21 protein-coding genes are annotated in these 21,286 nt (G+C 63.2%); 9 read left to right on the forward strand and 12 right to left on the reverse strand.

Annotated features, from left to right (window positions below; translation table 11 throughout):
• Positions 1-4: 4 nt before the first annotated feature.
• The 7 genes from LVY65_RS00430 to LVY65_RS00460 form a co-directional block, all read right to left on the reverse strand.
• Positions 5-778, reverse strand: coding sequence for an enoyl-CoA hydratase (locus LVY65_RS00430; RefSeq protein ID WP_235066048.1), 774 nt, complete (start codon positions 776-778; stop codon positions 5-7).
• Between the two features lie 8 nt (positions 779-786).
• A complete protein-coding gene (locus LVY65_RS00435; RefSeq protein ID WP_235066049.1) occupies positions 787-1,857 on the reverse strand; it encodes an enoyl-CoA hydratase/isomerase family protein in 1,071 nt (356 codons plus the stop codon).
• 5 nt (positions 1,858-1,862) lie between these two features.
• Positions 1,863-3,545 carry a PHA/PHB synthase family protein gene (locus LVY65_RS00440; protein WP_235066050.1) on the reverse strand — a complete coding sequence of 561 codons (1,683 nt, stop codon included), beginning with the start codon at positions 3,543-3,545 and terminating at the stop codon, positions 1,863-1,865.
• On the reverse strand, positions 3,542-4,684 hold the full coding sequence (locus LVY65_RS00445; RefSeq protein WP_235066051.1) for an acyl-CoA dehydrogenase family protein: 1,143 nt from the start codon (positions 4,682-4,684) through the stop codon (positions 3,542-3,544). The genes LVY65_RS00440 and LVY65_RS00445 overlap by 4 nt, the downstream gene beginning before the upstream one ends.
• A gap of 30 nt (positions 4,685-4,714) precedes the next feature.
• Positions 4,715-5,269 (reverse strand): hypothetical protein, encoded by a 555-nt coding sequence (locus LVY65_RS00450; RefSeq protein WP_235066052.1) that lies wholly within the window; start codon positions 5,267-5,269, stop codon positions 4,715-4,717.
• A gap of 64 nt (positions 5,270-5,333) precedes the next feature.
• Positions 5,334-5,831 (reverse strand): hypothetical protein, encoded by a 498-nt coding sequence (locus LVY65_RS00455; protein ID WP_235066053.1) that lies wholly within the window; start codon positions 5,829-5,831, stop codon positions 5,334-5,336.
• Positions 5,832-5,872: 41 nt separating this feature from the next.
• Positions 5,873-7,375, reverse strand: coding sequence for a CoA-acylating methylmalonate-semialdehyde dehydrogenase (locus tag LVY65_RS00460; protein WP_235066054.1), 1,503 nt, complete (start codon positions 7,373-7,375; stop codon positions 5,873-5,875).
• A 90-nt stretch (positions 7,376-7,465) separates the two neighbouring features.
• Between LVY65_RS00460 and LVY65_RS00465 the strand changes: the two genes are divergently transcribed.
• The 7 genes from LVY65_RS00465 to LVY65_RS00495 all read left to right on the forward strand — a co-directional run bounded on the left by LVY65_RS00465 (position 7,466) and on the right by LVY65_RS00495 (position 14,242).
• Positions 7,466-8,872, forward strand: coding sequence for a M28 family peptidase (locus LVY65_RS00465; RefSeq protein ID WP_235066055.1), 1,407 nt, complete (start codon positions 7,466-7,468; stop codon positions 8,870-8,872).
• Positions 8,873-9,811, forward strand: a complete 939-nt coding sequence (locus LVY65_RS00470) for a DMT family transporter (RefSeq protein ID WP_235066056.1) — start codon at positions 8,873-8,875, stop codon at positions 9,809-9,811. It abuts the gene before it with no gap.
• Positions 9,812-9,818: 7 nt separating this feature from the next.
• Positions 9,819-12,092 (forward strand): ribonuclease R family protein, encoded by a 2,274-nt coding sequence (locus LVY65_RS00475; RefSeq protein ID WP_235066057.1) that lies wholly within the window; start codon positions 9,819-9,821, stop codon positions 12,090-12,092.
• A 38-nt stretch (positions 12,093-12,130) separates the two neighbouring features.
• A complete protein-coding gene (locus LVY65_RS00480; RefSeq protein ID WP_235066058.1) occupies positions 12,131-12,988 on the forward strand; it encodes a cytochrome c in 858 nt (285 codons plus the stop codon).
• A gap of 108 nt (positions 12,989-13,096) precedes the next feature.
• Positions 13,097-13,306 carry a hypothetical protein gene (locus LVY65_RS00485; RefSeq protein WP_235066059.1) on the forward strand — a complete coding sequence of 70 codons (210 nt, stop codon included), beginning with the start codon at positions 13,097-13,099 and terminating at the stop codon, positions 13,304-13,306.
• 103 nt (positions 13,307-13,409) lie between these two features.
• A complete protein-coding gene (locus LVY65_RS00490; protein ID WP_328282458.1) occupies positions 13,410-14,000 on the forward strand; it encodes an NADPH-dependent FMN reductase in 591 nt (196 codons plus the stop codon).
• Positions 14,001-14,062: 62 nt separating this feature from the next.
• A complete protein-coding gene (locus LVY65_RS00495) occupies positions 14,063-14,242 on the forward strand; it encodes a YegP family protein (protein WP_235066060.1) in 180 nt (59 codons plus the stop codon).
• Between the two features lie 3 nt (positions 14,243-14,245).
• Here LVY65_RS00495 and dcd read toward each other — a convergent pair whose 3' ends face one another.
• On the reverse strand, positions 14,246-14,800 hold the full coding sequence (gene dcd / locus LVY65_RS00500) for a dCTP deaminase (protein ID WP_235066061.1): 555 nt from the start codon (positions 14,798-14,800) through the stop codon (positions 14,246-14,248).
• 119 nt (positions 14,801-14,919) lie between these two features.
• Between dcd and LVY65_RS00505 the strand changes: the two genes are divergently transcribed.
• The gene (locus LVY65_RS00505; RefSeq protein WP_235066062.1) at positions 14,920-16,434 is read left to right on the forward strand and encodes a replicative DNA helicase; all 1,515 of its coding nucleotides are present in this window, start codon (positions 14,920-14,922) and stop codon (positions 16,432-16,434) included.
• On the opposite strand, the gene astD is transcribed toward LVY65_RS00505, so the two are convergent.
• Both astD and LVY65_RS00515 read right to left on the reverse strand, forming a co-directional pair.
• The gene (gene astD, locus LVY65_RS00510; RefSeq protein ID WP_235066063.1) at positions 16,435-17,865 is read right to left on the reverse strand and encodes a succinylglutamate-semialdehyde dehydrogenase; all 1,431 of its coding nucleotides are present in this window, start codon (positions 17,863-17,865) and stop codon (positions 16,435-16,437) included.
• Between the two features lie 45 nt (positions 17,866-17,910).
• Positions 17,911-19,290 (reverse strand): protein adenylyltransferase SelO family protein, encoded by a 1,380-nt coding sequence (locus LVY65_RS00515; protein ID WP_235066064.1) that lies wholly within the window; start codon positions 19,288-19,290, stop codon positions 17,911-17,913.
• A 41-nt stretch (positions 19,291-19,331) separates the two neighbouring features.
• On the opposite strand from LVY65_RS00515, the gene LVY65_RS00520 reads away from it, so the two are divergent.
• Complete coding sequence (locus LVY65_RS00520; protein ID WP_235066065.1) at positions 19,332-20,207, forward strand: alpha/beta fold hydrolase; 876 nt, start codon at positions 19,332-19,334, stop codon at positions 20,205-20,207.
• Here LVY65_RS00520 and LVY65_RS00525 read toward each other — a convergent pair.
• Positions 20,204-20,791 (reverse strand): SCO family protein, encoded by a 588-nt coding sequence (locus tag LVY65_RS00525; protein ID WP_235066066.1) that lies wholly within the window; start codon positions 20,789-20,791, stop codon positions 20,204-20,206. The two genes, LVY65_RS00520 and LVY65_RS00525, sit on opposite strands and share 4 nt — an antisense overlap.
• Positions 20,792-20,793: 2 nt before the next feature.
• On the reverse strand, positions 20,794-21,225 hold the full coding sequence (locus LVY65_RS00530; RefSeq protein ID WP_235066067.1) for a copper chaperone PCu(A)C: 432 nt from the start codon (positions 21,223-21,225) through the stop codon (positions 20,794-20,796).
• Between the last annotated feature and the right edge of the window lie 61 nt (positions 21,226-21,286).

Here is a 21,286-nt window from a genome sequence, read left to right on the forward strand (position 1 = left end):
TCCCTTAACGCCCGGTCCAATTGCCGGGGCGCTTTTCAACGAAGGCGGCCATGCCTTCCTTCTGGTCTTCGGTACCGAACAGGCCGTGGAACAGCCGCCGTTCGAAGTTGATCCCCTGCGCCAAGCCCATTTCGAAGGAGGCGTTGATCATTTCCTTGGTGGCGATGGCGGCGAGCGGGGCCATAGAGGCGATCGTCTCCGCCGCCTTCAGTGCCTCCTCGAGCAGGTACGCCGCCGGGACGACGCGAGCCACAAGGCCCGCTCGCTCCGCATCCTCCGCGTTCATCATCCGGCCGGTCAGGCACATTTCCATTGCTTTGGCCTTGCCAATAGCGTGGGTCAGCCGTTGCGATCCGCCCATGCCCGGGGTCACGCCAAGCTTGATTTCAGGCTGTCCGAACTTGGCCGTGTCAGCTGCAATGATGAAGTCCGCCATCATCGCTACCTCGCAACCGCCGCCGAGCGCGAAGCCCGCGACTGCGGCGATCCACGGCTTACGAGTGCGAGTAACTTGCTCCCATCCCGCGAAGAAATTGGCCGAATACATGTCGGGGAAGCCCTGGACCTGCATCTCCTTGATGTCGGCTCCCGCCGCGAACGCCTTTTCGGAGCCGGTGAGGACCAGGCAATGCTGGCTGCCGTCGGCGTCATACGCGGCGAAGGCCTCGATCAGCTCCTTGAGCACGGTCGAATTGAGCGCGTTGAGCGCCTGCGGGCGGTTCAGGGTGACAAGCGTCACCGCTTCCCGTTTCTCGACCAAAATGGTTTCGTACGGCATTTTCTCTCCTAAAAATCGAACGGCCGCCACTGCTCCTCGACCGGAAGCGGCTCGAAGAACGCTTCGACCTCCGCATCCCCGATCACTTCAGGTCGGGTCGGATGCCAATTGGGCTTGTTGTCCTTGTCGATCAGCAGGGCACGCACCCCCTCCTTGAAGTCGGGGTGGTGGATCAGGCGGACCATGATGCCATATTCCATCCGCATCTCATCGACGAAATGAAGCTGGTACGGGCTTTCCTGCAGCAGCTTCAGGCTGACCTTGCAGGCCATCGGTGATTTCTTGCGGATTGTCGCCGCTTCGGTGGCCGCCCATTCGTCGCCCTCATCCGCGCCCGCGTCGAGCGCTTCCAATATTTCTTCCAGCCGGTCGCTGGCAAAATAATCGTCGATCTTCTTCAAATTGCCCCGGATGCGGGCCTCCGGGACATCGTCCTCGCTCAGCTCGTCGAGGATCGCTTCGACCCGGAATGGCTGGGCCATGATTCGCTCCTTGGCCTCGTCGAGCCGGTCGGAAGGCAGGTAATGGGTGGCGAGACGCAGCGCCTTACACTCCGCTCCATCGAGCCGCGCCCCGGTCAGCGCCAGGAACTGCGCCAGCCGCCCGCGCAGCCGCGACAAATAGCGTCCGCCGCCGACGTCGGGAAAGATGCCGATCGCCGTTTCGGGCATGGCAAGCACGGTGCGCTCGGTCGCGATCCGGTATCGGCACGGGCAGGCGATGCCGACGCCGCCGCCCATCGTCACGCCGTCCATGAAGGCGACGCCGGGCTTGGGATAAGTATATTCGAGGTGGTTGAGCCGATATTCGTCGAAGAAGAAGGCCCGCGCCGCGGCCTCGGCTCCATCGACGTTCTGCGAAATGTCAACGACGTCGCCGCCGGCGCAGAAGCCGCGGCCTTCGGAATGGTCGATCAGGATGATTCGGACGTCCGGATCGTCTCGCCATTCGATCAGTGCCCGCGCCATGTCTCGAACCATCTGGCGGTTCAGGCTATGCAGCGCCTTGGGACGATTGAGGCGGAGGCGGCCGGCCAGCCCCTCCTTGGTGGTGAGAACGTCGCCTTGAAGATCGGTCATCAGGTTCATTTCATCATCGCGTAGCGGCCGGGGGCCGGTTCTATCCCATCCTTGATTGTGCGCGCTGGCACTTTCCTTTTACCCCCATGGGCATCGAGCCACTTTGTCCAGGTCGGCCACCAGCTTCCTTCGTGGCGGGTTGCGCTCGCTAGCCACTCGTTCGCATCGGCAGGCTTCGCCTTGTTCGTCCAGAAGCCATGCTTGTTGGCAGCGGGCGGATTGATCACCCCGGCGTTGTGGCCGGACCCGCCGAGGATGAACTCGGTGCCGATGTCGCGCGCGCCGCGATAAACCGCTTCCCACGCCGAAACATGGTCGTCCTTCAGCGCGATCACCAGCACCGGGGTCTTGATCGCCGCAAGGTCGATCGGCACGCCGCCGACCTCGAAGCCCGCCGGCTCCTTGAGCCTGTTGTTTAACAGGAGATCGCGGTTGTAGCCCTTGAGAAAGGCCGAAGGGATGCGTGCCCCGTCCTCGAACCAGTAAAGCAGGTCGCTCGGCGGCGCAGGTCGGTCGAGCAGATAATGGTTCACCACTGACGACCAGATCAGGTCGTTGGCGCGCATCGCCGCGAACAGCCGCTGAAGTTCCAGGCTGTCGATGAAGCCCTGGCTTTCGAGATGATCCTCGAGCGCCGCAAGATGGCCTTCATGGACGAACGCCGACCAGTCGCGCATGTCGGCGAAGTCGACCAGCGACCCGATCAGCGTTGCCGAATTGACCTCGTCCGCGCGCTTTTTGGCCGCCAGCCACGCCAGCGCGATCGCGACCAATGTCCCGCCCAGGCAGAAAGCGAACAGATCGGGCGAAGCGCCGGTACGCTGCCGGACCTGGCCGACCGCCTCGACAATGCCGTCGAGCACATAATCGCCGACACCCTTGTCCTTGTGCGCTTCGGTGGGGTTCACCCAGCTGACGACGAATACCGTGCGGCCCTCGTCGACCAGCCATTTGACCAGGCTCTGCCGCGGCACGAGGTCGATCATGTAATAGCGGTTGACCAGTGGCGGCACGTAAAGCAGCGGCTCGGCCGCGACCTTGTCGGTGGTCGGAGTGTACTGGATCAGCTGGAAGAGATCGTTTTCGTAAACCACCTCGCCCGGGGTTGCGGCAATAGTCTTGCCCTTCTCGAACGCAGTCGGGTCGGTTCGGCGCTGGACGATGCCCTTGCCGCTAGAGATGTCCTCGATCAGGTGAGCGAAGCCCTGGACCAGGTTGGCGCCGCCGGTTTCCTTCGTCCGCTTGACCACCTCGGGATTGGTCGCGGCGAAATTGGCCGGCGAGATGGCGTTCAGATATTGGTCGAGCAGGAAGCTGACCATGGCCGTGCCGCTCTGCGAACCCTCGCCTAGCGAAACGATTTCTCGAAGCTGCTTGGACGCGAGCAGATAGGCGTCGCGGATGCCCCGATAATAGGCGTCGTCCTGCCACTCCGGAGCACCGAAGCGGCGATCCCGCGGCTTTTCGGTCTCCTTCCCGGCCAGCGCGCCGGTCCAGAAGGCGCCCCACTGCTGGGCGGCAGCAAGCTGGACCTGCATCAGGTCGGTCGGCTTCATCGCCAGCCCCAGCGCGAATTCGCTGGTCGCCTGCGCGACGGCGAATGGGTCGAAGGGCAGGGTCGTCTTGACCTCGCCCTTCATCATCTTTTTGGCCGCATCCTGCAGCTGGCGAGTGAGGTCGGCAATCACTGGCGGGTGAGCTCCCGTCCAACGATCATCCGCATCACCTGGTTGGTGCCTTCAAGGATCGAGTGGACGCGCAGGTCGCGCCAGAAGCGCTCGATCGGATAGTCCATCAGATAGCCGTAGCCGCCATGCAGCTGCAGCGCCCGGTCGACCACCGAAGATCCAGTATCAGTTGCAAAGCGCTTGGCCATGGCCGCGAACTTGGTCTTGTCGGGGGCATTGGCGGTGACCTTGACCGCCGCGGCATAGAGCAATTGCCGGGCCGCCTGGAGCTCGGTCTCCATATCGGCCAGCATGAATTGCGTGTTCTGGAAGTCGGCGATGGCAGTGCCGAACTGCTTGCGCTCCTTGGTATATTTGACCGCTTCGTCGAGACAGCGCTGGGCGCCTCCCAATGAGCAGGCGCCGATGTTGAGCCGTCCGCCGTCGAGGCCCATCATGGCGATGCGAAAGCCTTCGCCCTCTGCTCCGACCCGGTTGGAAACCGGTACTTGAACCTCGTCGAAATTGACCTGAGCCGTCGGCTGCGAATGCCAGCCCAGTTTCTTCTCGTTGGCGCCGAAGCTGACGCCCTTCATGTCCTTTTCGATCACCAGCGCGCTGATGCCCTTGGGCCCGTCCTCGCCGGTGCGGACCATCGTCAGGTAAATCTCATTCTCGCCGCCGCCAGAGATGAATGCCTTGCTGCCGCTGACCACATAATGGTCGCCGTCCCGAACCGCGCGAGTCTTGAGCGCTGCTGCGTCGGACCCTGATGACGGTTCGGTCAGGCAATAGCTGGCGATCCGATCCATCGGGATCAGCGAGGGGAGATATTTTGCCTTGAGCTCGTCCGACCCGAAGCGGTCGATCATCCAGCTCGCCATATTGTGGATCGAGATGAAGGCGCTGGTGCTGGGGCACCCATAGGCCATCGCCTCCATGATCAGCGCCGCCTCGAGCCGGCCAAGACCGATCCCGCCGCTTTCCTCGCTCACATAGATGGATCCGAAGCCGAGCTCCGCCGCCTGGCGGATCGTGTCGCGAGGGAATATATGTTTCTCGTCCCATTCCGCCGCGAACGGGGTGATCGCGTCGGCGGTGAACTTCTGCGCCATTTCCTGGATCTGGCGCTGGTCGTCGGTCAGGTCGAATTGGGTCATGGCCAGCGCCACTAGCACCGGCTCACCGGCTCATCCAGTGGGGCCACTTGCTGCGCATCGCCGATAGGTGACTTGCTGCCCGCCGCTGGTGCGGACCAGCACATTGCGGCCGCCCGTCAGTACTAGCTGCTCGCGCACCTCTGTTGCGCTGTCATAGGCGAACCGGCCCTCGAAGCGGCCCGGATAATCGCCGAGTACTCCCTGTAGCGATCCAACGGCATCGGCTGATAGAATTTGGTCCGGGGTGATCATGATGGCGTTGCCGGTGACATCGCCGGGGCGGCAGTCGGACGGGGCCAGGGCCCACAATGCCTGGAAGGCCGGCGGGATCGTGCCCGGAATGCCGGCCGGGATCACCTCATTTTCAATTGCGTTATCGAGCTCGTTGCCCAGGGGCTCCTCGGGTGGAGGTGGGGCCGGCGCGGGGGGCGGCTCGGGATTTTCACTTAGCTGGACGTCGGGCAATTCGGGCGCGGATTGAGACGACTGGATCTTGGCGTCGGTCAGCACATCCTCGTCGCGTGGCGCGCCGCACGCCGACAGGATGAGTGTGAGGCCCGCGATGGCCAGCAGCTTCTTGCGCACTAATTCGCCGCCACTTCGATCGGCCGATCAACGTCCCCGGTCATTCGCTCTCCACCGGCCGCAATTAGGCGCAGCGCTTGTAAGTGTAGCTTTGAGCGACATCGGTCTCGCTCCGGATCAGTGTGTTGCTGCTGCCCGTCAGCTTGAGGTTTTGGCTGTTGGTCCAGCTTTCTCCTTCGCCGGTAAAGGCGAAGGTGCCGGTGAAATTCTCCGGCGCATTCAGGGTCACTTTGGTCAGCTTGCCCAGACTTTCAAAGAATTTGATGCTGTTGCCATCGATGCTGATCAGCCCCTTGGCGTCGCCCTTCGTAGAGGTGCAGTCGGCCGGAACCATTCCCCATCGGCCATGGAAGGCGGCCGGAATGGCGAGCGCAGTGGGCGTCTCGGCGGAATTGCCGTCCGCGACATTATCCGCGTCGTTTGAGACCGTTTCGTCGGGCGGTAACGTCTCGACCTCGGCATTCGCCGTATTGGTGTCGTCAATGGCGATATTGTCGTCGTTTGACTGCTGGCAGGCCGCCAGCGCCAGCGCGAGCAAGGCGATGGAGCAAATCTGTTTCATGACCGATCAACGCCCTAATTTGGATTAGGATGCAGGGCTCGTCATGCCATCGTCGGGATGACGAAAGCTTCCTTATGATCGCCGGCGGCCGATCCGTCGGGCCACTTTTGGGTGATCGTCTTGACCTTGGTCCAGAATTTGACGCCCTCCATGCCGTGCTGGTTGGTGTCGCCAAAGCCTGAGCGCTTCCATCCACCGAAAGTGTGATAGGCGACCGGAACTGGGATCGGGACGTTCACGCCGACCATGCCCACATTGACCCGGGCCGCGAACTCGCGCGCCGCATGGCCGTTGCGGGTGAAGATGGCGACGCCATTACCGTACGGGTGCTCGCTCGGCAGGCGCACTGCCTCGTCGAAGCTGTCGGCGCGGACCATTTGCAGGACGGGGCCGAAGATTTCCTCCTGGTAGGACTTAAAATGCGGCTTCACATGGTCGAACAGGGTCGGGCCGACGAAAAAGCCCTTCTCATGGCCCTGAAGCGTAAAGCCGCGGCCGTCGACTACCAGCTCACCGCCCTCGTCGGCGCACATCTGAATGTAATTTTCGACCCGCTGCTTGTGGGCTTCGTTGACTACCGGGCCGTAATGCGCGTCAGGATCGGTCGAGATTCCGACGCGCAGCTTATCGATCGCCGGGACCAGCTTTTCGCGAAGCGCGGCGGCGGTGTCGTCACCCACCGGCACGACCACCGGCAGCGCCATGCAGCGCTCGCCGGCCGATCCGAATGCTGCGCCGGCAAGGTCATTGACGACCTGGTCAAGGTCGGCGTCGGGCATGACGATGCCGTGGTTCTTGGCCCCGCCGAACGCTTGCACCCGCTTCCCGTTCGCGGTGCCGCGCGAGTAGATGTACTGGGCGATGTCGGACGATCCGACGAAGCTCACCGCCTTGATGTCGTGATGATCGAGGATGGCGTCGACCATCTCCTTGTCGCCATGGACGACGCTAAGGATTCCGTCGGGAAGGCCGGCTTCCTTCATTAGCTCGGCCAGGCGCACCGGGACCGACGGGTCGCGCTCCGACGGCTTCAGGATGAAGGCATTACCGCAGGCGATGGCGACGCCGAACATCCACATCGGGATCATCGCCGGGAAGTTGAACGGAGTGATTCCCGCGCCGATGCCGAGCGGCTGACGCATCGAATAGACGTCAATGCCGGGGCCGGCGCCTTGCGTATATTCGCCCTTCAACGCGTGCGGGATTCCGCAGCAGAATTCGATCACCTCCAGCCCGCGCTGGATATCGCCCTTGGCGTCGGCGATGACCTTGCCATGCTCGGAAGCGAGAAGCTCGGCGAGCTCGTTCATGTTCGCCTCGACCAGCGCCTTGAAGTTGAACATCACGCGGGCGCGGCGCTGCGGGTTGGTGGCGGCCCAGGCCGGCTGAGCAGCGTTGGCGGCGTCGACCGCCTTCTGAAGCGTCGCGGCGGTGCCGAGGGTGACCCTGGCCTGCACCTCGCCCTGCGATGGATTCCACACGTCGCCGTGGCGCGTGCCGTCGGCGACGCTGCTGCCGTTGATGAAATGTTCGATGCTGCGCATGGGGTTATCCTCAGGGCTGATATGGGTTTGGCGATGCCCCTAGCCAAGCGCGGCGGCGAATGCCAGCGTGGCCGAAAAGGAGACTGTGGAATGCGTTCGCTGTTGCTGTTTGGCTTGCTTGGTTCGTCCGCGTTCGCCGCGCCGGCGCCGGGCCCTGACCAGAAGGTTGCGGCGATCGCCGCCCACGTTTCGCCGGACCGGACGAAGGCTACCGTCGAGAAGCTGGTGAGCTTCGGCACCCGCCACACGCTGTCGTCGCAAACCGACCCCAAGCGCGGGATCGGCGCCGCGCTCGGCTGGACGGAAGGCGAGTTCAAGGCGCTCAAGCTGGAGACTGTCCGCCCGTGCGACACGGTCACCGGCAAGCGCGTCCCGACCCCGACGCGGGTCTGCGACATGGTCGCCATCCAGCGCGGGACCGAGCGCCCCAATGACGTCGTCATTATCCAGGGGCATATCGACAGCCGGGTCAGCGATCCGATGGATGCATCCAAGGATGCCCCCGGCGCCAACGACGACGGGTCGGGCACCGCGGCGGTGATGGAGGCAGCGCGAGTCCTTTCGAAACACAAATTCCCCGGCACGATCGTCTATGCGGCGCTGTCGGGCGAGGAGCAGGGGCTCTACGGCGGCAAGATCCTCGCGGATTATGCCAAGGCGCAGGGCTGGAACGTCGTCACCGTCCTCAACAATGACATTATCGGCAATAGCTGCGGCTCCGACGGCTTGTGCAACGACAAGCAGGTCCGCGTCTTTTCGGAAGGTCCACGCTGGCAGGGGCATGAGGAGTTGGCCGCGCAGATCCGCAGCCTCGGCGGCGAAAATGACTCGCCCTCGCGCAACATTTCGCGCTTTCTTGACGCGCTGGCCGAGCGCAACCCGTCGCTCGGCATCGACGTGATGCAAGTATGGCGCAATGACCGCTTCGGCCGCGGCGGCGATCATACCGAATTCCTCAACGCCGGCTTTCCCGCGGTACGCCTGTCGGTCGCGGTCGAGAATTACAATTGGCAGCACCAGGACCTCCGGGTCGAAAAGGGCGTCGAATATGGCGACACGATCGACAAGATGGATTTTCCGTACCTGGCGCGGATCACCAAGCTCAATGTCGCCGCCCTCGCCTGGCTAGCCAGCGCCCCACCGCCGCCCGAGCCGACCGTTGAGGGGGCGGTGAGCACGGATACGACGATCGTATGGAACAATTTCCCCAGTGCTGCCCAATACGTTGTCCATTGGCGTCGAACTGACGCCAACCAATGGCAAAATAGTCGCGCCGTATTTGCCTTGGGAGGAGATGAGGTGCGCGTTGCAGGTGACGGGCCTACCTGGGGCGGGGCCGGTCGGCAGGGCATAGACTTGCGCGGCGTCCGCGTCGATGACTGGGTGTTCGGCGTCTCGTCAGTCAGCGCGGACGGCTTCGAAAGCCCGGTTGCCTCGGCCGTCACCGGCGGGGCGTTCAAGCCCTATGTCGCGCAGCCTCCCGCTGCTCCCCAATAGATGGCGCAAGCGACCACCCACGACACTGACCGGCCTGCCGAGCAGCGACATGTAGCGGGCGTCGGCCTGCGCCTTGTCACGGCGCTGCTGCTTGCCGTGATGTTCGCGCTGGTGAAGCTGGCGGCGACGCGCGGCGTCAATATTGTCGAGAGCCTGTTCTACCGCCAGTGCGGTTCTGCACTGTGTGCCATGGGATTGGTCGCCGCTGGACCGGGCTTCGCTTCGCTTCGCTCTCGGCGCGTCTGGGCCCATGTCGGCCGAATGGCGCTCGGCCTCTCGGCGATGGCGACCAATTTCGCGGCAATGATCATGCTGCCTCTGGCCGAGGCGACGGTGATCGGATTTACGGTGCCGATCTTCTCGACCGTGCTGGCCGCGCTGGTCCTTGGTGAGCCCAATGGCAAATGGCGCTGGGGCGCGGTCGCGGCCGGTTTCCTCGGTGTGCTGCTGATCGTCCAGCCCGGAACCGGCGAGGTTCCGCTTCACGGGGCATCGGTCGCGCTGGTCGCGGCGCTGCTCACCGCTTCGGTGACCATCGTCATCCGACGGCTAGGAGCGACGGAACCGGCGTCGACCACCGTTTTCTGGTTTGCGGCAAGTTCGCTGGTTCCGCTCGGCATGCTGATGCCGTGGTTCGGCCGTGGCCACGATCCGATGACCTGGGCAATCCTCGGCGGCCTGGCGCTGGCGGGAGGGTTGGCTCAGCTTACCCTGACCGGCGCGCTGCGGCTGGCTCCGGTCGCCCTGGTGATGCCGATGGATTACACCAGCCTGCTCTGGGCGACGATGTTCGGGGCGTGGATATTCGGTGAACTGCCGACGCCATGGACCTGGGTCGGCGCGCCGATCATTATTGCCAGCGGGCTGGTCATCGTGTGGCGCGAACATCGGCTGTCCCGCCGCGCGGCATTGTCGGCGGCCACGGCCGCGCCCAATTAGGAACCACATGCCCCGCAAACCACCTTCCGGCCTGCCCACCCCCAAGCAGATCCTCGACTTCATCGAATCCAGTGGCCAGCCCGCGGGAAAGCGAGAGATCGCTCGCGCATTCAAACTCTCCGGCCATGACAAGATCATGCTGAAGGCCTTGCTCAAGGACATGGCCGACGAAGGGTTGATCGACAGCGCACCCGGCCGTGCCTTCCACAAGGCGGGCGGGGTGCCTCGCGTAACGGTGCTGCGCGTCGTGTCGGTCGACGACGGGCAGGTCTGGGCGCAGCCGGAAAGCTGGCACGCGCATACGCCGCCACCGCGTCTCCGAGTAATCGAACGGGGCAGGCGGTCGGCGCTGGCGCTTAACGACCGAATCCTCGCCCGGACCGAGGAAGCGGGGAAGGGCCATGTCGCCCATGTCATGAAGAAGCTGGCTCGTTCGGCCGAGCTGGTGCTGGGTGTGGTTCGCAAGGAGGGTGACCGCTTCTACCTGACCCCGGTCGACAAGAAGGAGCGGCGGGAGCTGCCGATTTCCGACCTGAAGGACGCCCAGCCCGGCGACCTGGTGCTGGCCGAGCCGTCGGGCCGCCCGCCGCGGGTGACGGCGCGGGTCGACGCGATCCTCGGTGATCCGTTTGCGCCGCGCAGCTTCAGCCTGATCGCCATCCACAAATATGGCCTGCGCGATGAGTTCCGCACCGAGGCGATCGTCGAGGCGAAGCATGTCGCCCATCAGCGGTTGGGCGACGACCGTGAAGACCTCACGCACCTGCCGATCGTTGCCATCGATCCGGAAGATGCGCGCGATCATGACGACGCGATCTGGGCCAGCCTACGCGACGACGGTGACGGATGGGACGCAATCGTCGCCATCGCCGATGTCAGTTTCTACGTGCGGCCCGGCAGCGAGCTCGACCGCGAGGCCCGGGCCCGCGGTAACAGCGTCTATTTCCCCGATCGGGTCGTGCCGATGCTGCCTCACGAACTCTCGTCGGACATCTGTTCGCTGAAGCAGGGAGAGGTGCGCGCGGCGATGACCTGCAAACTGCATGTCGGCAGGGACGGGGCGCTGAAAAGCTGGCAATTCTCACGTGCCAAGATTTGCGTAGCTGCAAATATTGCATATGAGGATGCTCAAGCCGCGATGGATGCTGCGGGCGAGCAAGTCATTGAAAATGCATCTTCTCCTTGCTCGATGCCGCCGCTTGAAGGACGGGTGCCAGGTGAGCTGGTCGACAAGGCGCTGAAGCCGCTCTGGGCCTGCTGGCGAGCTCTGCTCGCCGCGCGCAACAAGCGCGAGCCGCTTGAGCTCGACCTGCCCGAACGGCGCGTGGTGCTCGACGAAAAGGGGCGCATCATGTCTGTCGCTCCGCGCGAACGGCTCGACGCACACCGCTTGGTTGAAGACTTTATGATTGCCGCCAACGTGGCGGCGGCCAAGGCGCTGGAACGCAAGAAGGCGCCGGTCATGTACCGCGTTCATGAAGCGCCGGGCCGGGAGAAGCTGGTCGCGCTCAAGGACTATCTTGCCACCTTCGACCTGGAGTTTGCGCTCGGTCAGGTCATCCGCCCGGCGACCTTCAACCGCATCATCGAACGGATCGGTGAGGATCATCCGGCGCGGCCCGAAATCATGGAGCAGGTGCTGCGTACCCAGATGCAGGCGCGCTATTCGCCCGAACCGCTCGGCCATTTCGGACTGGCCCTTCCGAGCTACGCCCATTTCACATCGCCAATCCGCCGTTATGCCGACCTGCTGGTTCACCGAGCGCTGGTCAGTTCGACGAAGCTTGGCGAGGGCGGCCTTCCGCCTGCCGACGCCGAGGCGTTCGTCGAGATCGGCGAAAAAATCTCCATTCTCGAGCGCCGAGCGATGGAAGCAGAGCGGGAGACGATCGATCGCTATGTTGCGGCCTTTCTCGCCGACAAGGTCGGGCAAATTCTCCGTTGCCGCATCACGGGTGTCCAGCCGTTCGGCTTCTTCGCGACGGTAGAGGATTTGGGCGGCGACGGGCTGGTCCCGGCAGCGATCCTCGGCAATGAATATTTCCGCTATGACGAGGCGGCCCGAGCGCTGGTCGGAGAGGAGACCGGCGAAACCTACCACGTCGGCCAGCACCTTGAGCTGAAGCTGACTGAGGCCAACCCCGCCTCGGGTGCTCTGCGGTTCGAACTGCCCGAAGGAAAGTTCGCCGCTCCGCCGCGAATGGGCCAGCGACGAGACCGGGTCCGTGGTGGTCCGAAGCGCGGACGCCCGGCCAATATTCGCCATCGCGGACGGCGCTGATCATTGCTAATGGCCGTCCCCGAACTGGGGAGGGCTCAATGGCAAAAGCGTTGCGTTGGTTCGGTTATCTGGTTGGTTTTTTGCTGGTACTGGCGTTGTTGGCGGCGGCCTGGGTGTGGTTCGCTTCCGAGCGCGCACTAGGCGGCAAGGTTGAAGGCGTCCCGGAAACGCTCGTCACGCCGACTGCCGCGCAGCTGGCCGACGGCCCACGCCAACTCCGCGTCATGGGCTGCATTAGCTGTCATGGCGACGGGCTTCGCGGGAACCTCATGTTCTCCGAGCCAAACGTCGCGGATGTCTATGCACCTAACCTGACTTTGGTCGCAGCCAAGGCCAACGATCAGCAACTCGCCCGCGCGATCCGCCAGGGTATTGGCACAGACGGCAGGCCGCTGCTGATCATGCCCTCTTCCCAATATTCCCGGATGGACGATGCGGAGACCGCGGCGCTGATTGCCGCGATCCGGGGGCTTCCCGTCGGTGGAAAACAGACTCCGCCAAATCACGTCGGCCCGCTGGGCCGCATCGGCCTGGCGGCTGGCAAACTGCATACCCAGCCCAGCCAAGTAGCGCGATACAAGGAAAACATGCCCGCTGACCTCGGACCGCAGTTCGCCGCGGGCCGCAAATTGGCGATGGTCAATTGCGCCGAATGCCATGGCCCCACGTTCGGCGGTGGGGAGCCCAAGCCGGGCCTGAAGGCGCCGGACCTGGTCGTCGCCGGCGCTTACGACCTGCCGGAATTCAAGCGGCTGATGCGGACGGGCGTCCCTACCGGTGGCCGCAAGCTCGACATGATGGCGGACGTTTCGCGAAATGATTTCAGCCACCTAACGGATGCGGAGATCGAGGCGATCCACGACTATCTGGTGGAGCGGGCAAACCGCGCTAACTGATTTATTCTACCAATACAGCTGGCCTGTCGACCAACCGACAGAGGGCGGATGGCATGGCGCGTCCCTCCCGCCGTAAAAGCAATGCGGGATGTCGTTGGGAGAAGTGCAATGCGTATTATCACCTTGGCGACGCTGTCTGCTGCCCTTGTCTTTGCCGTTCCGGCGACGGCCAAGGGCCAGTCCGATTCCGATCAACCGACCGCTGGCCAGTCCGCCGAAAAGAAGGTCTGCAAGAAATTGAAGGTGACCGGTTCGCGCATGGGCGACCGAGTATGCCTGACTGCAAGCGAATGGAAAAAGGTTGAGGAGCAAAAATAAAGGCGTACGGGCCGGTTTGAACTTTTCCGCCGTCCGGCCGGCTCGTCCGCAACCAATCCAGCTGCCGCGCGCTTAGCCTGACGTTCGACCAGGGGAGGCACGCATGCCAGTTCACAAGATCGCGATCATTGTCGGCAGCCTTCGTGAAGGCAGCATCAACCGCAAGATCGCGCGGTCGATCTGCGCACTTAAGGACGACAATCTCGATTGCTCGATCGTCGAGATCGGCGACCTGCCGCTTTTCAACCAGGATCTGGAGCAGAACCCGCCTGAACAATGGGTTCGGTTCAAGGAAAAGATCGCGGCAGTCGACGGCATCCTTTTCTGCACGCCGGAATATAATCGCGGCATGCCGGGCGTATTGAAGAACGCGATCGACGTCGGCTCACGGCCTTATGGTCGCAGCGTCTGGGACCGGAAGCCCGCGGCCATCGTCAGCGCTTCACCGGGAACCATTGGCGGGGCGCTGGCCAACCACCAGGTCCGCCAGTCTTGCGTGTTCCTCAACATGCCGGTGATGCAGCAGCCCGAGGCCTATCTCGGCCACGTCAACGACGAGAGCTTCGACGAGAATGGCAAGCTGAAGGAGGGGCCGCTTCTAGGGCTGGTCGAGAAGCTTGCTCATGCCTTTGCCGAGTGGGTGACGACAATTCACGAAGCTCGGGCGCACCTGGAGCGCACAGCACGCGGTTAAATCATGGAACTGTCACCATGGCGGAACATTGACCGCTAGCCCCAAGAGCGAGGGAGGAAGCCATGGCCCATGAGTTTGTGATCCGGAAATCGGCAAACGGCGAATTTCGCGCCTATTTCGAGTATAATGGCGAGAAGATTTTCTGGACCGAGGGCTATTCGAGCAAAGCCAGCGCCAAGAATGCGATCGAGTCCATCCAGAAGAATGGACCGGGCGCTCCAACCGACGATCAAACGAGCTAAGCTCTAAAGCTTCGGCAACGTCACGCCGCGCTGGCCCATATATTTGCCGGCGCGGTCGGCATAGCTGGTCTCGCAGCGCTCATTCCCTTTCAGGAACAGGAACTGGCACGCGCCTTCGTTGGCGTAGATTTTGGCCGGTAGCGGCGTGGTGTTGGAAAATTCCAGCGTGACATGCCCCTCCCAGCCGGGCTCGAGCGGGGTCACGTTCACGATGATTCCGCAGCGGGCATAGGTCGATTTGCCAAGGCAGATCACCAGCACATCCTCTGGCACGCGGAAATATTCGACCGTCCGGGCCAGCGCGAAGCTGTTGGGCGGGATGATGCAGACTTGGGTCTGCCGGTCGACGAAACTGTTCGACGCGAAATCCTTCGGATCGACGGTCGCGCTGTCGACGTTGGTGAAAATCTTGAACTCGTCGGCGACGCGCGCGTCATAGCCGTAGGAGGAAAGGCCATAGCTGATGCAGCCCTCGCGGCGCTGCGCCTCGACGAATGGCTCGATCATGCCGTTATTGAGCGCCTGCTCGCGAATCCAGCGGTCCGATTGAATGGTCATGCGCCACCGCTAGCCGCCGCGACGGGCGGCGCGCAATGCCGCTGATTATCCACAGGCGCGTCCACGAAAATCGTCGAGGCGGGATGGAGCCTGACCGCGGTTGCGCATAGTCTGCACCCATGGCCGAAGTTATCCGAATCAATGAGGGCGCTGAAACGCCCGCAACCCCATCGCTCCCCCAAAATATCGAGGCGGAGGCGGCGCTGCTTGGCGCGTTGATGATCGACAACCGGCTGGTCGAGGACATTCAGATCCGGCTGAAGCCGCATCATTTCTTCGAGCCGCTGCATGGGCGCATCTATGAGGCCATCCTCAGGATGACCGACAAGAATATGGTCGCCAACCCGGTCACCTTGAAGCCGATGTTCGACGGCGATGAAGCGATGAAGGAGGTCGGCGGTCCGGCCTATCTCGCCCAGTTGACCGGCTCCGGCGCCGCAGTGATCGGCGCGCGCGATTTCGCCGCTCAGATTTACGATTTGGCACTGCTTCGCGCGCTGGTCGGGGTCGGCCGCGACATGGTCGAAGGCGCGCTCGACACGTCCGACGAAGTCGCGCCGCTGACCCAGATCGAGCGGGCGGAAAGCGAACTATACCGCGTCGCCGAAGAGGGCGGGAACGAGGGGAAGGTCAAAAGCTTCGGCGAGGCGACCAGGCTTGCGCTCGAACAGGCGGAACGCGCGCTCAACAGTGGCGGTCATCTATCGGGGGTCACCACGGGCCTGGAGGGCATCAACGCCAAGATCGGCGGCCTCCACAAGAGCGACCTCACCATCCTCGCCGGGCGTCCGGGCATGGGCAAGACCTCGCTTGCCACCAACATCGCCTTCGCTTCCGCGCAGCGGTTCGTTCGCGACCAGGAAGACGGCATCGAGCCTGGGAAGAGCGCCGGTGCGCCGGTTGCCTTCTTCAGCCTCGAAATGTCGGCCGATCAGCTTGCGACGCGTATCCTGGCAGAGCAGTCGGGCATCAGTTCGGAAAACCTCCGCATGGGCAAGATCAGCCAGCAGGAATTCCGCTCGCTGGCTCGAGCCGCGGGCGAACTGTCGACCCTGCCGCTGTACATCGACGATACGCCTGGCCTCACCATCGCAGCGCTCCGCGCCCGTGCCCGCCGTTTGAAGCGGCAGAAGGGCATCGGCATGGTCGTGGTCGATTATCTCCAGCTGCTGCAGGGGACGGGCAAGAGCAGCAACGACAATCGCGTCCAGGAAATCTCGGAAATCAGCCGTGGCCTGAAGCAACTCGCCAAGGAGCTCGACCTGCCGGTGATGGCGCTATCGCAGCTGAGCCGTGCGGTCGAGCAGCGCGAGGACAAGAAGCCGCAGCTATCCGACCTTCGCGAATCCGGCTCGATCGAGCAGGACGCCGACATCGTGCTGTTCGTCTATCGTGAGGATTATTACGTCGCCGCAAAGGAACCCAAGCGGCCGATGGAAGGCGACGACGCCAAAATCTTCGAGGCCTATGAGCAATGGCAGCGCGACATGGAGCGGGTCTACGGCATGGCCGAATTGATCGTCGCCAAGCAGCGCCACGGCGCCACCGGCAAGGTCAAGATGCGCTTCGACAGCCGAACTACCAAGTTCAGCGATCCGGTCGACGAAACCTATATGCCGGAGCTGCGCGGCTGATCAGTCGTCGGTCGGAACATAGGCGTCGCGGAGGCCTTCTCCGATCACCGCTCTGGTTACTTCTGCTTCAACACTTGTTACCGGATATGCACAATAGTCGGCGGCATAATAGGCGCTCGGACGATGATTTCCGCTAAAGCCCACGCCGCCGAATGGAGCGTTGGAGGGGGCGCCGTTGGTAGGCTTGTTCCAGTTGATCACACCCGAGCGGACGTTAGCCCAGAAGCGATCGTACAGCGCCGGATCCTTGGTCAGCACGCTCGCCGCCAGGCCGAAGCGAGTGTTGTTGGCCTCGTCGATTGCCGCATCGAAATCCTTGACGCGGATGAGTTGAAGCACCGGGCCGAACAATTCCTCGTCGGGACGGTCAGTCACGTCGGTCATGTCGATCAGCGCGGGCGTAAGGTAGGGCCGTTCCTCATGCGGACGATCGAGCCGGCGGATCGGCTTTCCACCCTTCATCATCAGCCCGAGAAAGCGGTCCTGGAGGATATCGGCGGCCGCCTGGTCGATTACCGGGCCCATGAACGGTTGAGGGTCGGCCATCGGGTGATCGACGATGATCCGATCGATCAGCTTGGTTATCTCTTCGACCAGCCCCTCATGCTTTCCATCCTCGACGATCAGCCGGCGCGCAGCGGTACAGCGTTGCCCGGCCGAAAGATAAGCGGATTGGACGATGATCGTCGCAGCGGCCTGTAGGTCGGGTGCGTCCCAGACGACGATCGGGCTGTTGCCGCCAAGCTCGAGCGCCAGTATCTTGTTTGGCGTTTCAGCGAATTGACGGTGGAGCGCCATTCCCGCGCCAACCGATCCGGTAAACAGCAGGCCATCGATTCCCGCCTGGCTGGCTAAAGACTTGCCCTCGGCCGCTCCCCCGATCAGCAGGCGCAACGCCCCTTCGGGCACGCCCGCCTCATGAAAGCAGCGAACCAGATATTCGCCGGTGGCCGGGGTTTTCTCGGACGGCTTGAACACAATAGCATTGCCGGCGATCAGCGCTGGGACGATGTGGCCGTTGGGAAGGTGAGCGGGGAAATTATAAGGGCCGAGTACCGCCAGCACACCATGAGGCTTGTGGCGCACGGCGATCTTGTTGCCCATGGCCGCTTCCAGCCGGCTGGTCGGGGTCCGGTCCGAATAGGCGTTGATCGAAATCTCTACCTTGCCGATGACCGAATTGACCTCGGTCTTGGCCTCCCAGAACGGCTTGCCGGTCTCTCGCGCAATCAGTTCCGCGAACTCTTCCTCCCGCGCCCTGACCACATTGGCGAAACGGCGCAGCGTCTCCATCCGGAAAGTGACGGAATGTGCCGCCCACTCGGCCCAGGAGGCGCGCGCAATGGCGACCTCGGCCGCGGCATCGCCAACCGGCCCGGACCAGACTTCCGCGCCGGTCGCCGGCTCGGTCGATACGATCATGTCAGTCATGGATGCTCCAGCACGTCGGCGCGTTCCCACGACGGCGCGCTTGGGTCAAGCCGGAGCGTCTGACGTCATGGCGTCGCCCATGCGACGGATGGCTGCGATCTTGGCCTCAAATGGCTGCCAATCGTCCCGGTCGGCGATCGCCGCCCAGATCGCCTCCACCTCGTCTATCAGCATCGAACAGAGCTGCGGGTCGGTCCAATAGGGATGGCTAAGCGGGCGATGCCGCCCATCGAGCCGCGCTCGAAGTTCGTCGAATTCACTTGCCCGATAGGTCTCGCCGGACGGGTTTCGTCCGCCCCGCCAGTCGAAGAAGAAGCGGTCGATGCCGGCCAGCCGCGATCTCAATGCGCCGAGCATGGCGGACACCAACGGCCGATCCTCGGCATCGCCCCGTCTCTCGACTCCAAGGCGCATAATCAGCTTTTCGACCAACGCCTCTTCGAACCTTGCCGGCCATTGCCCCAGCAAGTCGGCCAACTGCGGGCCATCGGCGATCAACGCCAGGCATCCGCCCAGCTGCGCAACGTCCCACTGGATCGCCTCGGGCTGGCGGCCGAAGGCGTAAAGGCCGGTCTCGTCGAAATAGGCAGCGGTGAAGGCTTCGTCCCACTCCGGCGTGAAGCGCCACGGGCCATAGTCGAAGCTTTCGCCCGTGACGTTGATATTGTCGCTGTTGAGTACGCCATGGACAAACCCCGCGGCGATGTAGCCGGCAGCCAGCGTCGCGGTGTTGCCGCAAACGCGATCGAACAATCGCAGGGCATTTTCCACGTCGTCGCCGGTCGGCTCGTCGAGCAGATGTTGAAGGCAGTAGCCAGTCAACTTGGCGATAGCATCGGCATCATCGAAGAAGGCCATGCGCTGAAAGGTCCCGATGCGAATATGTCCGTGGCTGAGGCGGGTCAGGACCGACGATCGGGTGGGTGAGGGCTCGTCGCCCCGCCACAGCTCCTCGCCTGTTTCGAAAAGCGCGAAGCTCTTCGATGTGTTGACGCCAAGCGCCTCCAGCATCTCGGTCGCCAGAACCTCGCGCACGCCACCCTTGAGGGTCAGGCGGCCGTCGGCGCGGCGGCTGTAAGGCGTCTGTCCGCTTCCCTTGGTGCCAAGGTCGAGCAGCCGGCCACGATCATCGCGGACTTGCGCGAATAGGAACCCCCGTCCGTCTCCGATCTCGGGATTGTACACGCGGAATTGATGGCCGTGGTAGCGGAGTGCCAAGGGCTGCTCGAGGTTGCCGGGCAACGGCTCGAACCGGGCGAAATGCTTCTCCCAGTCGACATCGCCAAGCCCGACACGCTCGGCCCATCGCCGGTTCAGGAAGCGCGGGATCGCCCTCGGGAAATCGGCCTGCCTGACCGCATCATAATATTGATCGCCGAGCTCAAGAATTGGCGGATTGCCCGGAATGGGTTGCGGTGCGGCCATTGCCCCGCGATAGGGGAGGCAGTCACCGGGGGAAAGCGTAGATGGCGAGTTGGACCGACCGTTACTGGTATAGCGCGGAAGGACTTCGTCTCCACTATCGCGATTATGAAGGACCGCGCGACAAGCCGCCGATCCTGTGCATCCCGGGGCTGACCCGCAACGCCCGCGATTTCGAGCCGGTGGCAGACCGCTATGCGGGTCAATGGCGAGTGATTTGCGTCGACCTTCGCGGTCGCGGGCTGAGCGAACCCGATCCCGATCCCGACCGCTATTCGCCGCACTATTATGTCGCCGATATCTTGAAGCTGCTCGACCAGGAGGGGATCGCCGATGCGGTTTTCTTCGGCACCTCGCTGGGTGGCATCTGCACGATGTTTCTCGCCTCCACCGACGCCGACCGGATCGCGGGCGCGATGCTCAACGATATCGGGCCGGAGATCGACCCGGCCGGAATCGAGCGCATCGGCACCTATGTTGGCAAGGATGTGCGGTTCGAAAGCTGGGAAGATGCGGCAAGCGCCTTGGCCGATCGCAACCGTGACAAGTTTCCCAAATGGACGTCGGCCGACTGGGACAAGTTCGCGCGCCGAATTTGCCACGAAACCGGCGATGGCATCCGCCTGAACTATGACATGGCGATCGCCCAGAATTTCCGCGCGGTAGCCGAAGGTCCTCCCGGCCAAAGCTGGCACCTGTTCGAAGCGCTGGCCGGTCGACCGGTTACGATCCTTCGCGGCGAGCTGTCGGATTTGCTCTCAGCCGAGACAGCGGAGCGGATGGTTGAGGTGTTGCACGGCGACGCCGAACTGGTGGTGGTGCCAGACGTGGGTCACACGCCCAATCTGGAAGAACCCGTCGTTCAGGCCGCAATGGATCGGCTGCTTGAGCGGGTATCGGCCCGCGAGGATGTGCTCTAAGCCGCGATACGTCGAAGCTTGTCGAGCGCGACGGTATCGCCTTCCTGCGGCGACAATGTCGCGACGAACGCTCCATTGCTGTCCAGCAGGAAGACCGTTGCCGTATGGTCGACGCTGTAATTGCCGCCGGGCAGAGGCGCTTTCGCCGAATAAACTCCGAACTGCTTCTTGACCTTCTCTATGTCGGCCGGGCTGCCGGTCAGGCCGACGACCGGAGCGTCGAACAGTTCCGCATAGCTTCCGACTTCGGCCGGACCGTCGCGTTCCGGGTCGACGCTGATGAAGACGATCGACAATGCATCGTCGCCCTTGCCGAGTTGCCGGCGCAGCTTGACCAGCCGCGCCAAAGTGGTCGGGCAGACGTCGGGGCAATGAGTGAAGCCAAAGAAGATGGCGGCCGGCCGGCCATTGAGAGTGGCGCTGTTAAAGGGCTTGCCGTCGCTTCCGGTCAAAGTGAACGGCCCGCCGATCGTGCCCAGCGCCGTCTCGCGGACAGTTGGCGATCGGGACTGCAGCACGAGTGAGAGCGCGCCGACTGCGGCGAGGGCCACCATTACCCACAGGACGAGCCGAAGCCGCGTCATTGTCATTGGCCCTCGGGCTTCATGACCGTCACCTTCACGGTCTTGTCGCCGCTTTCCTTGAAGCGGAGCACCAGGTCGAATCGATCGCCTGGCTTGAGTGGAGCGCGCAGGCCTTCGAGCATTACGTGAGTGCCGCCGGGAGTCATTTCGATTGTTTCGCCCGCGGGAATATTGATCTCGCCCGCCATCCGCATCTTCGAAACGCCGTCGATGAACTCGTTCTGATGGACCATGGCCATTGCCGCATGGTCGCTGAATGCGCCGGTCAGGCGATCGTCAGAACCGCTTTTATTGTCGATCGTGACATAGACGGCGGCGGGAGCCTGTCCGACGGTTGGCCTGGCCCAGGCATTGTGGAGTTCGATGTCGGGAGATCCCTGCTGGCCGCATGCGGCAAGGACGAGCAGGGCGGGAAGCAATAGCTGGCGTATCATTGCTTTCGACCTAAGGCCTGCCCCCGCGCTTCGCAATGGACGGAATATGGCCGCGAGGGAG

The sequence above is a fragment of the Sphingomonas cremea genome, assembly GCF_021502585.1.
GTDB lineage: Bacteria > Pseudomonadota > Alphaproteobacteria > Sphingomonadales > Sphingomonadaceae > Sphingomicrobium > Sphingomicrobium cremea.

Excerpts from the sequence above, each read along its gene's own strand:
- LVY65_RS00445 (WP_235066051.1), bottom strand. The coding sequence starts at position 4,684 with ATGACCCAATTCGACCTGACCGACGACCAGCGCCAGATCCAGGAAATG.
- LVY65_RS00505 (WP_235066062.1), top strand. The coding sequence starts at position 14,920 with ATGGCCGAAGTTATCCGAATCAATGAGGGCGCTGAAACGCCCGCAACC.
- LVY65_RS00520 (WP_235066065.1), top strand. The coding sequence starts at position 19,332 with ATGGCGAGTTGGACCGACCGTTACTGGTATAGCGCGGAAGGACTTCGT.
- LVY65_RS00460 (WP_235066054.1), bottom strand. The coding sequence starts at position 7,375 with ATGCGCAGCATCGAACATTTCATCAACGGCAGCAGCGTCGCCGACGGC.
- LVY65_RS00480 (WP_235066058.1), top strand. The coding sequence starts at position 12,131 with ATGGCAAAAGCGTTGCGTTGGTTCGGTTATCTGGTTGGTTTTTTGCTG.
- astD (WP_235066063.1), bottom strand. The coding sequence starts at position 17,865 with ATGACTGACATGATCGTATCGACCGAGCCGGCGACCGGCGCGGAAGTC.
- LVY65_RS00530 (WP_235066067.1), bottom strand. The coding sequence starts at position 21,225 with ATGATACGCCAGCTATTGCTTCCCGCCCTGCTCGTCCTTGCCGCATGC.
- LVY65_RS00515 (WP_235066064.1), bottom strand. The coding sequence starts at position 19,290 with ATGGCCGCACCGCAACCCATTCCGGGCAATCCGCCAATTCTTGAGCTC.
- dcd (WP_235066061.1), bottom strand. The coding sequence starts at position 14,800 with ATGACCATTCAATCGGACCGCTGGATTCGCGAGCAGGCGCTCAATAAC.
- LVY65_RS00525 (WP_235066066.1), bottom strand. The coding sequence starts at position 20,791 with ATGACGCGGCTTCGGCTCGTCCTGTGGGTAATGGTGGCCCTCGCCGCA.
- LVY65_RS00470 (WP_235066056.1), top strand. The coding sequence starts at position 8,873 with ATGGCGCAAGCGACCACCCACGACACTGACCGGCCTGCCGAGCAGCGA.
- LVY65_RS00490 (WP_328282458.1), top strand. The coding sequence starts at position 13,410 with ATGCCAGTTCACAAGATCGCGATCATTGTCGGCAGCCTTCGTGAAGGC.
- LVY65_RS00455 (WP_235066053.1), bottom strand. The coding sequence starts at position 5,831 with ATGAAACAGATTTGCTCCATCGCCTTGCTCGCGCTGGCGCTGGCGGCC.
- LVY65_RS00465 (WP_235066055.1), top strand. The coding sequence starts at position 7,466 with ATGCGTTCGCTGTTGCTGTTTGGCTTGCTTGGTTCGTCCGCGTTCGCC.
- LVY65_RS00430 (WP_235066048.1), bottom strand. The coding sequence starts at position 778 with ATGCCGTACGAAACCATTTTGGTCGAGAAACGGGAAGCGGTGACGCTT.
- LVY65_RS00495 (WP_235066060.1), top strand. The coding sequence starts at position 14,063 with ATGGCCCATGAGTTTGTGATCCGGAAATCGGCAAACGGCGAATTTCGC.
- LVY65_RS00485 (WP_235066059.1), top strand. The coding sequence starts at position 13,097 with ATGCGTATTATCACCTTGGCGACGCTGTCTGCTGCCCTTGTCTTTGCC.
- LVY65_RS00475 (WP_235066057.1), top strand. The coding sequence starts at position 9,819 with ATGCCCCGCAAACCACCTTCCGGCCTGCCCACCCCCAAGCAGATCCTC.
- LVY65_RS00435 (WP_235066049.1), bottom strand. The coding sequence starts at position 1,857 with ATGACCGATCTTCAAGGCGACGTTCTCACCACCAAGGAGGGGCTGGCC.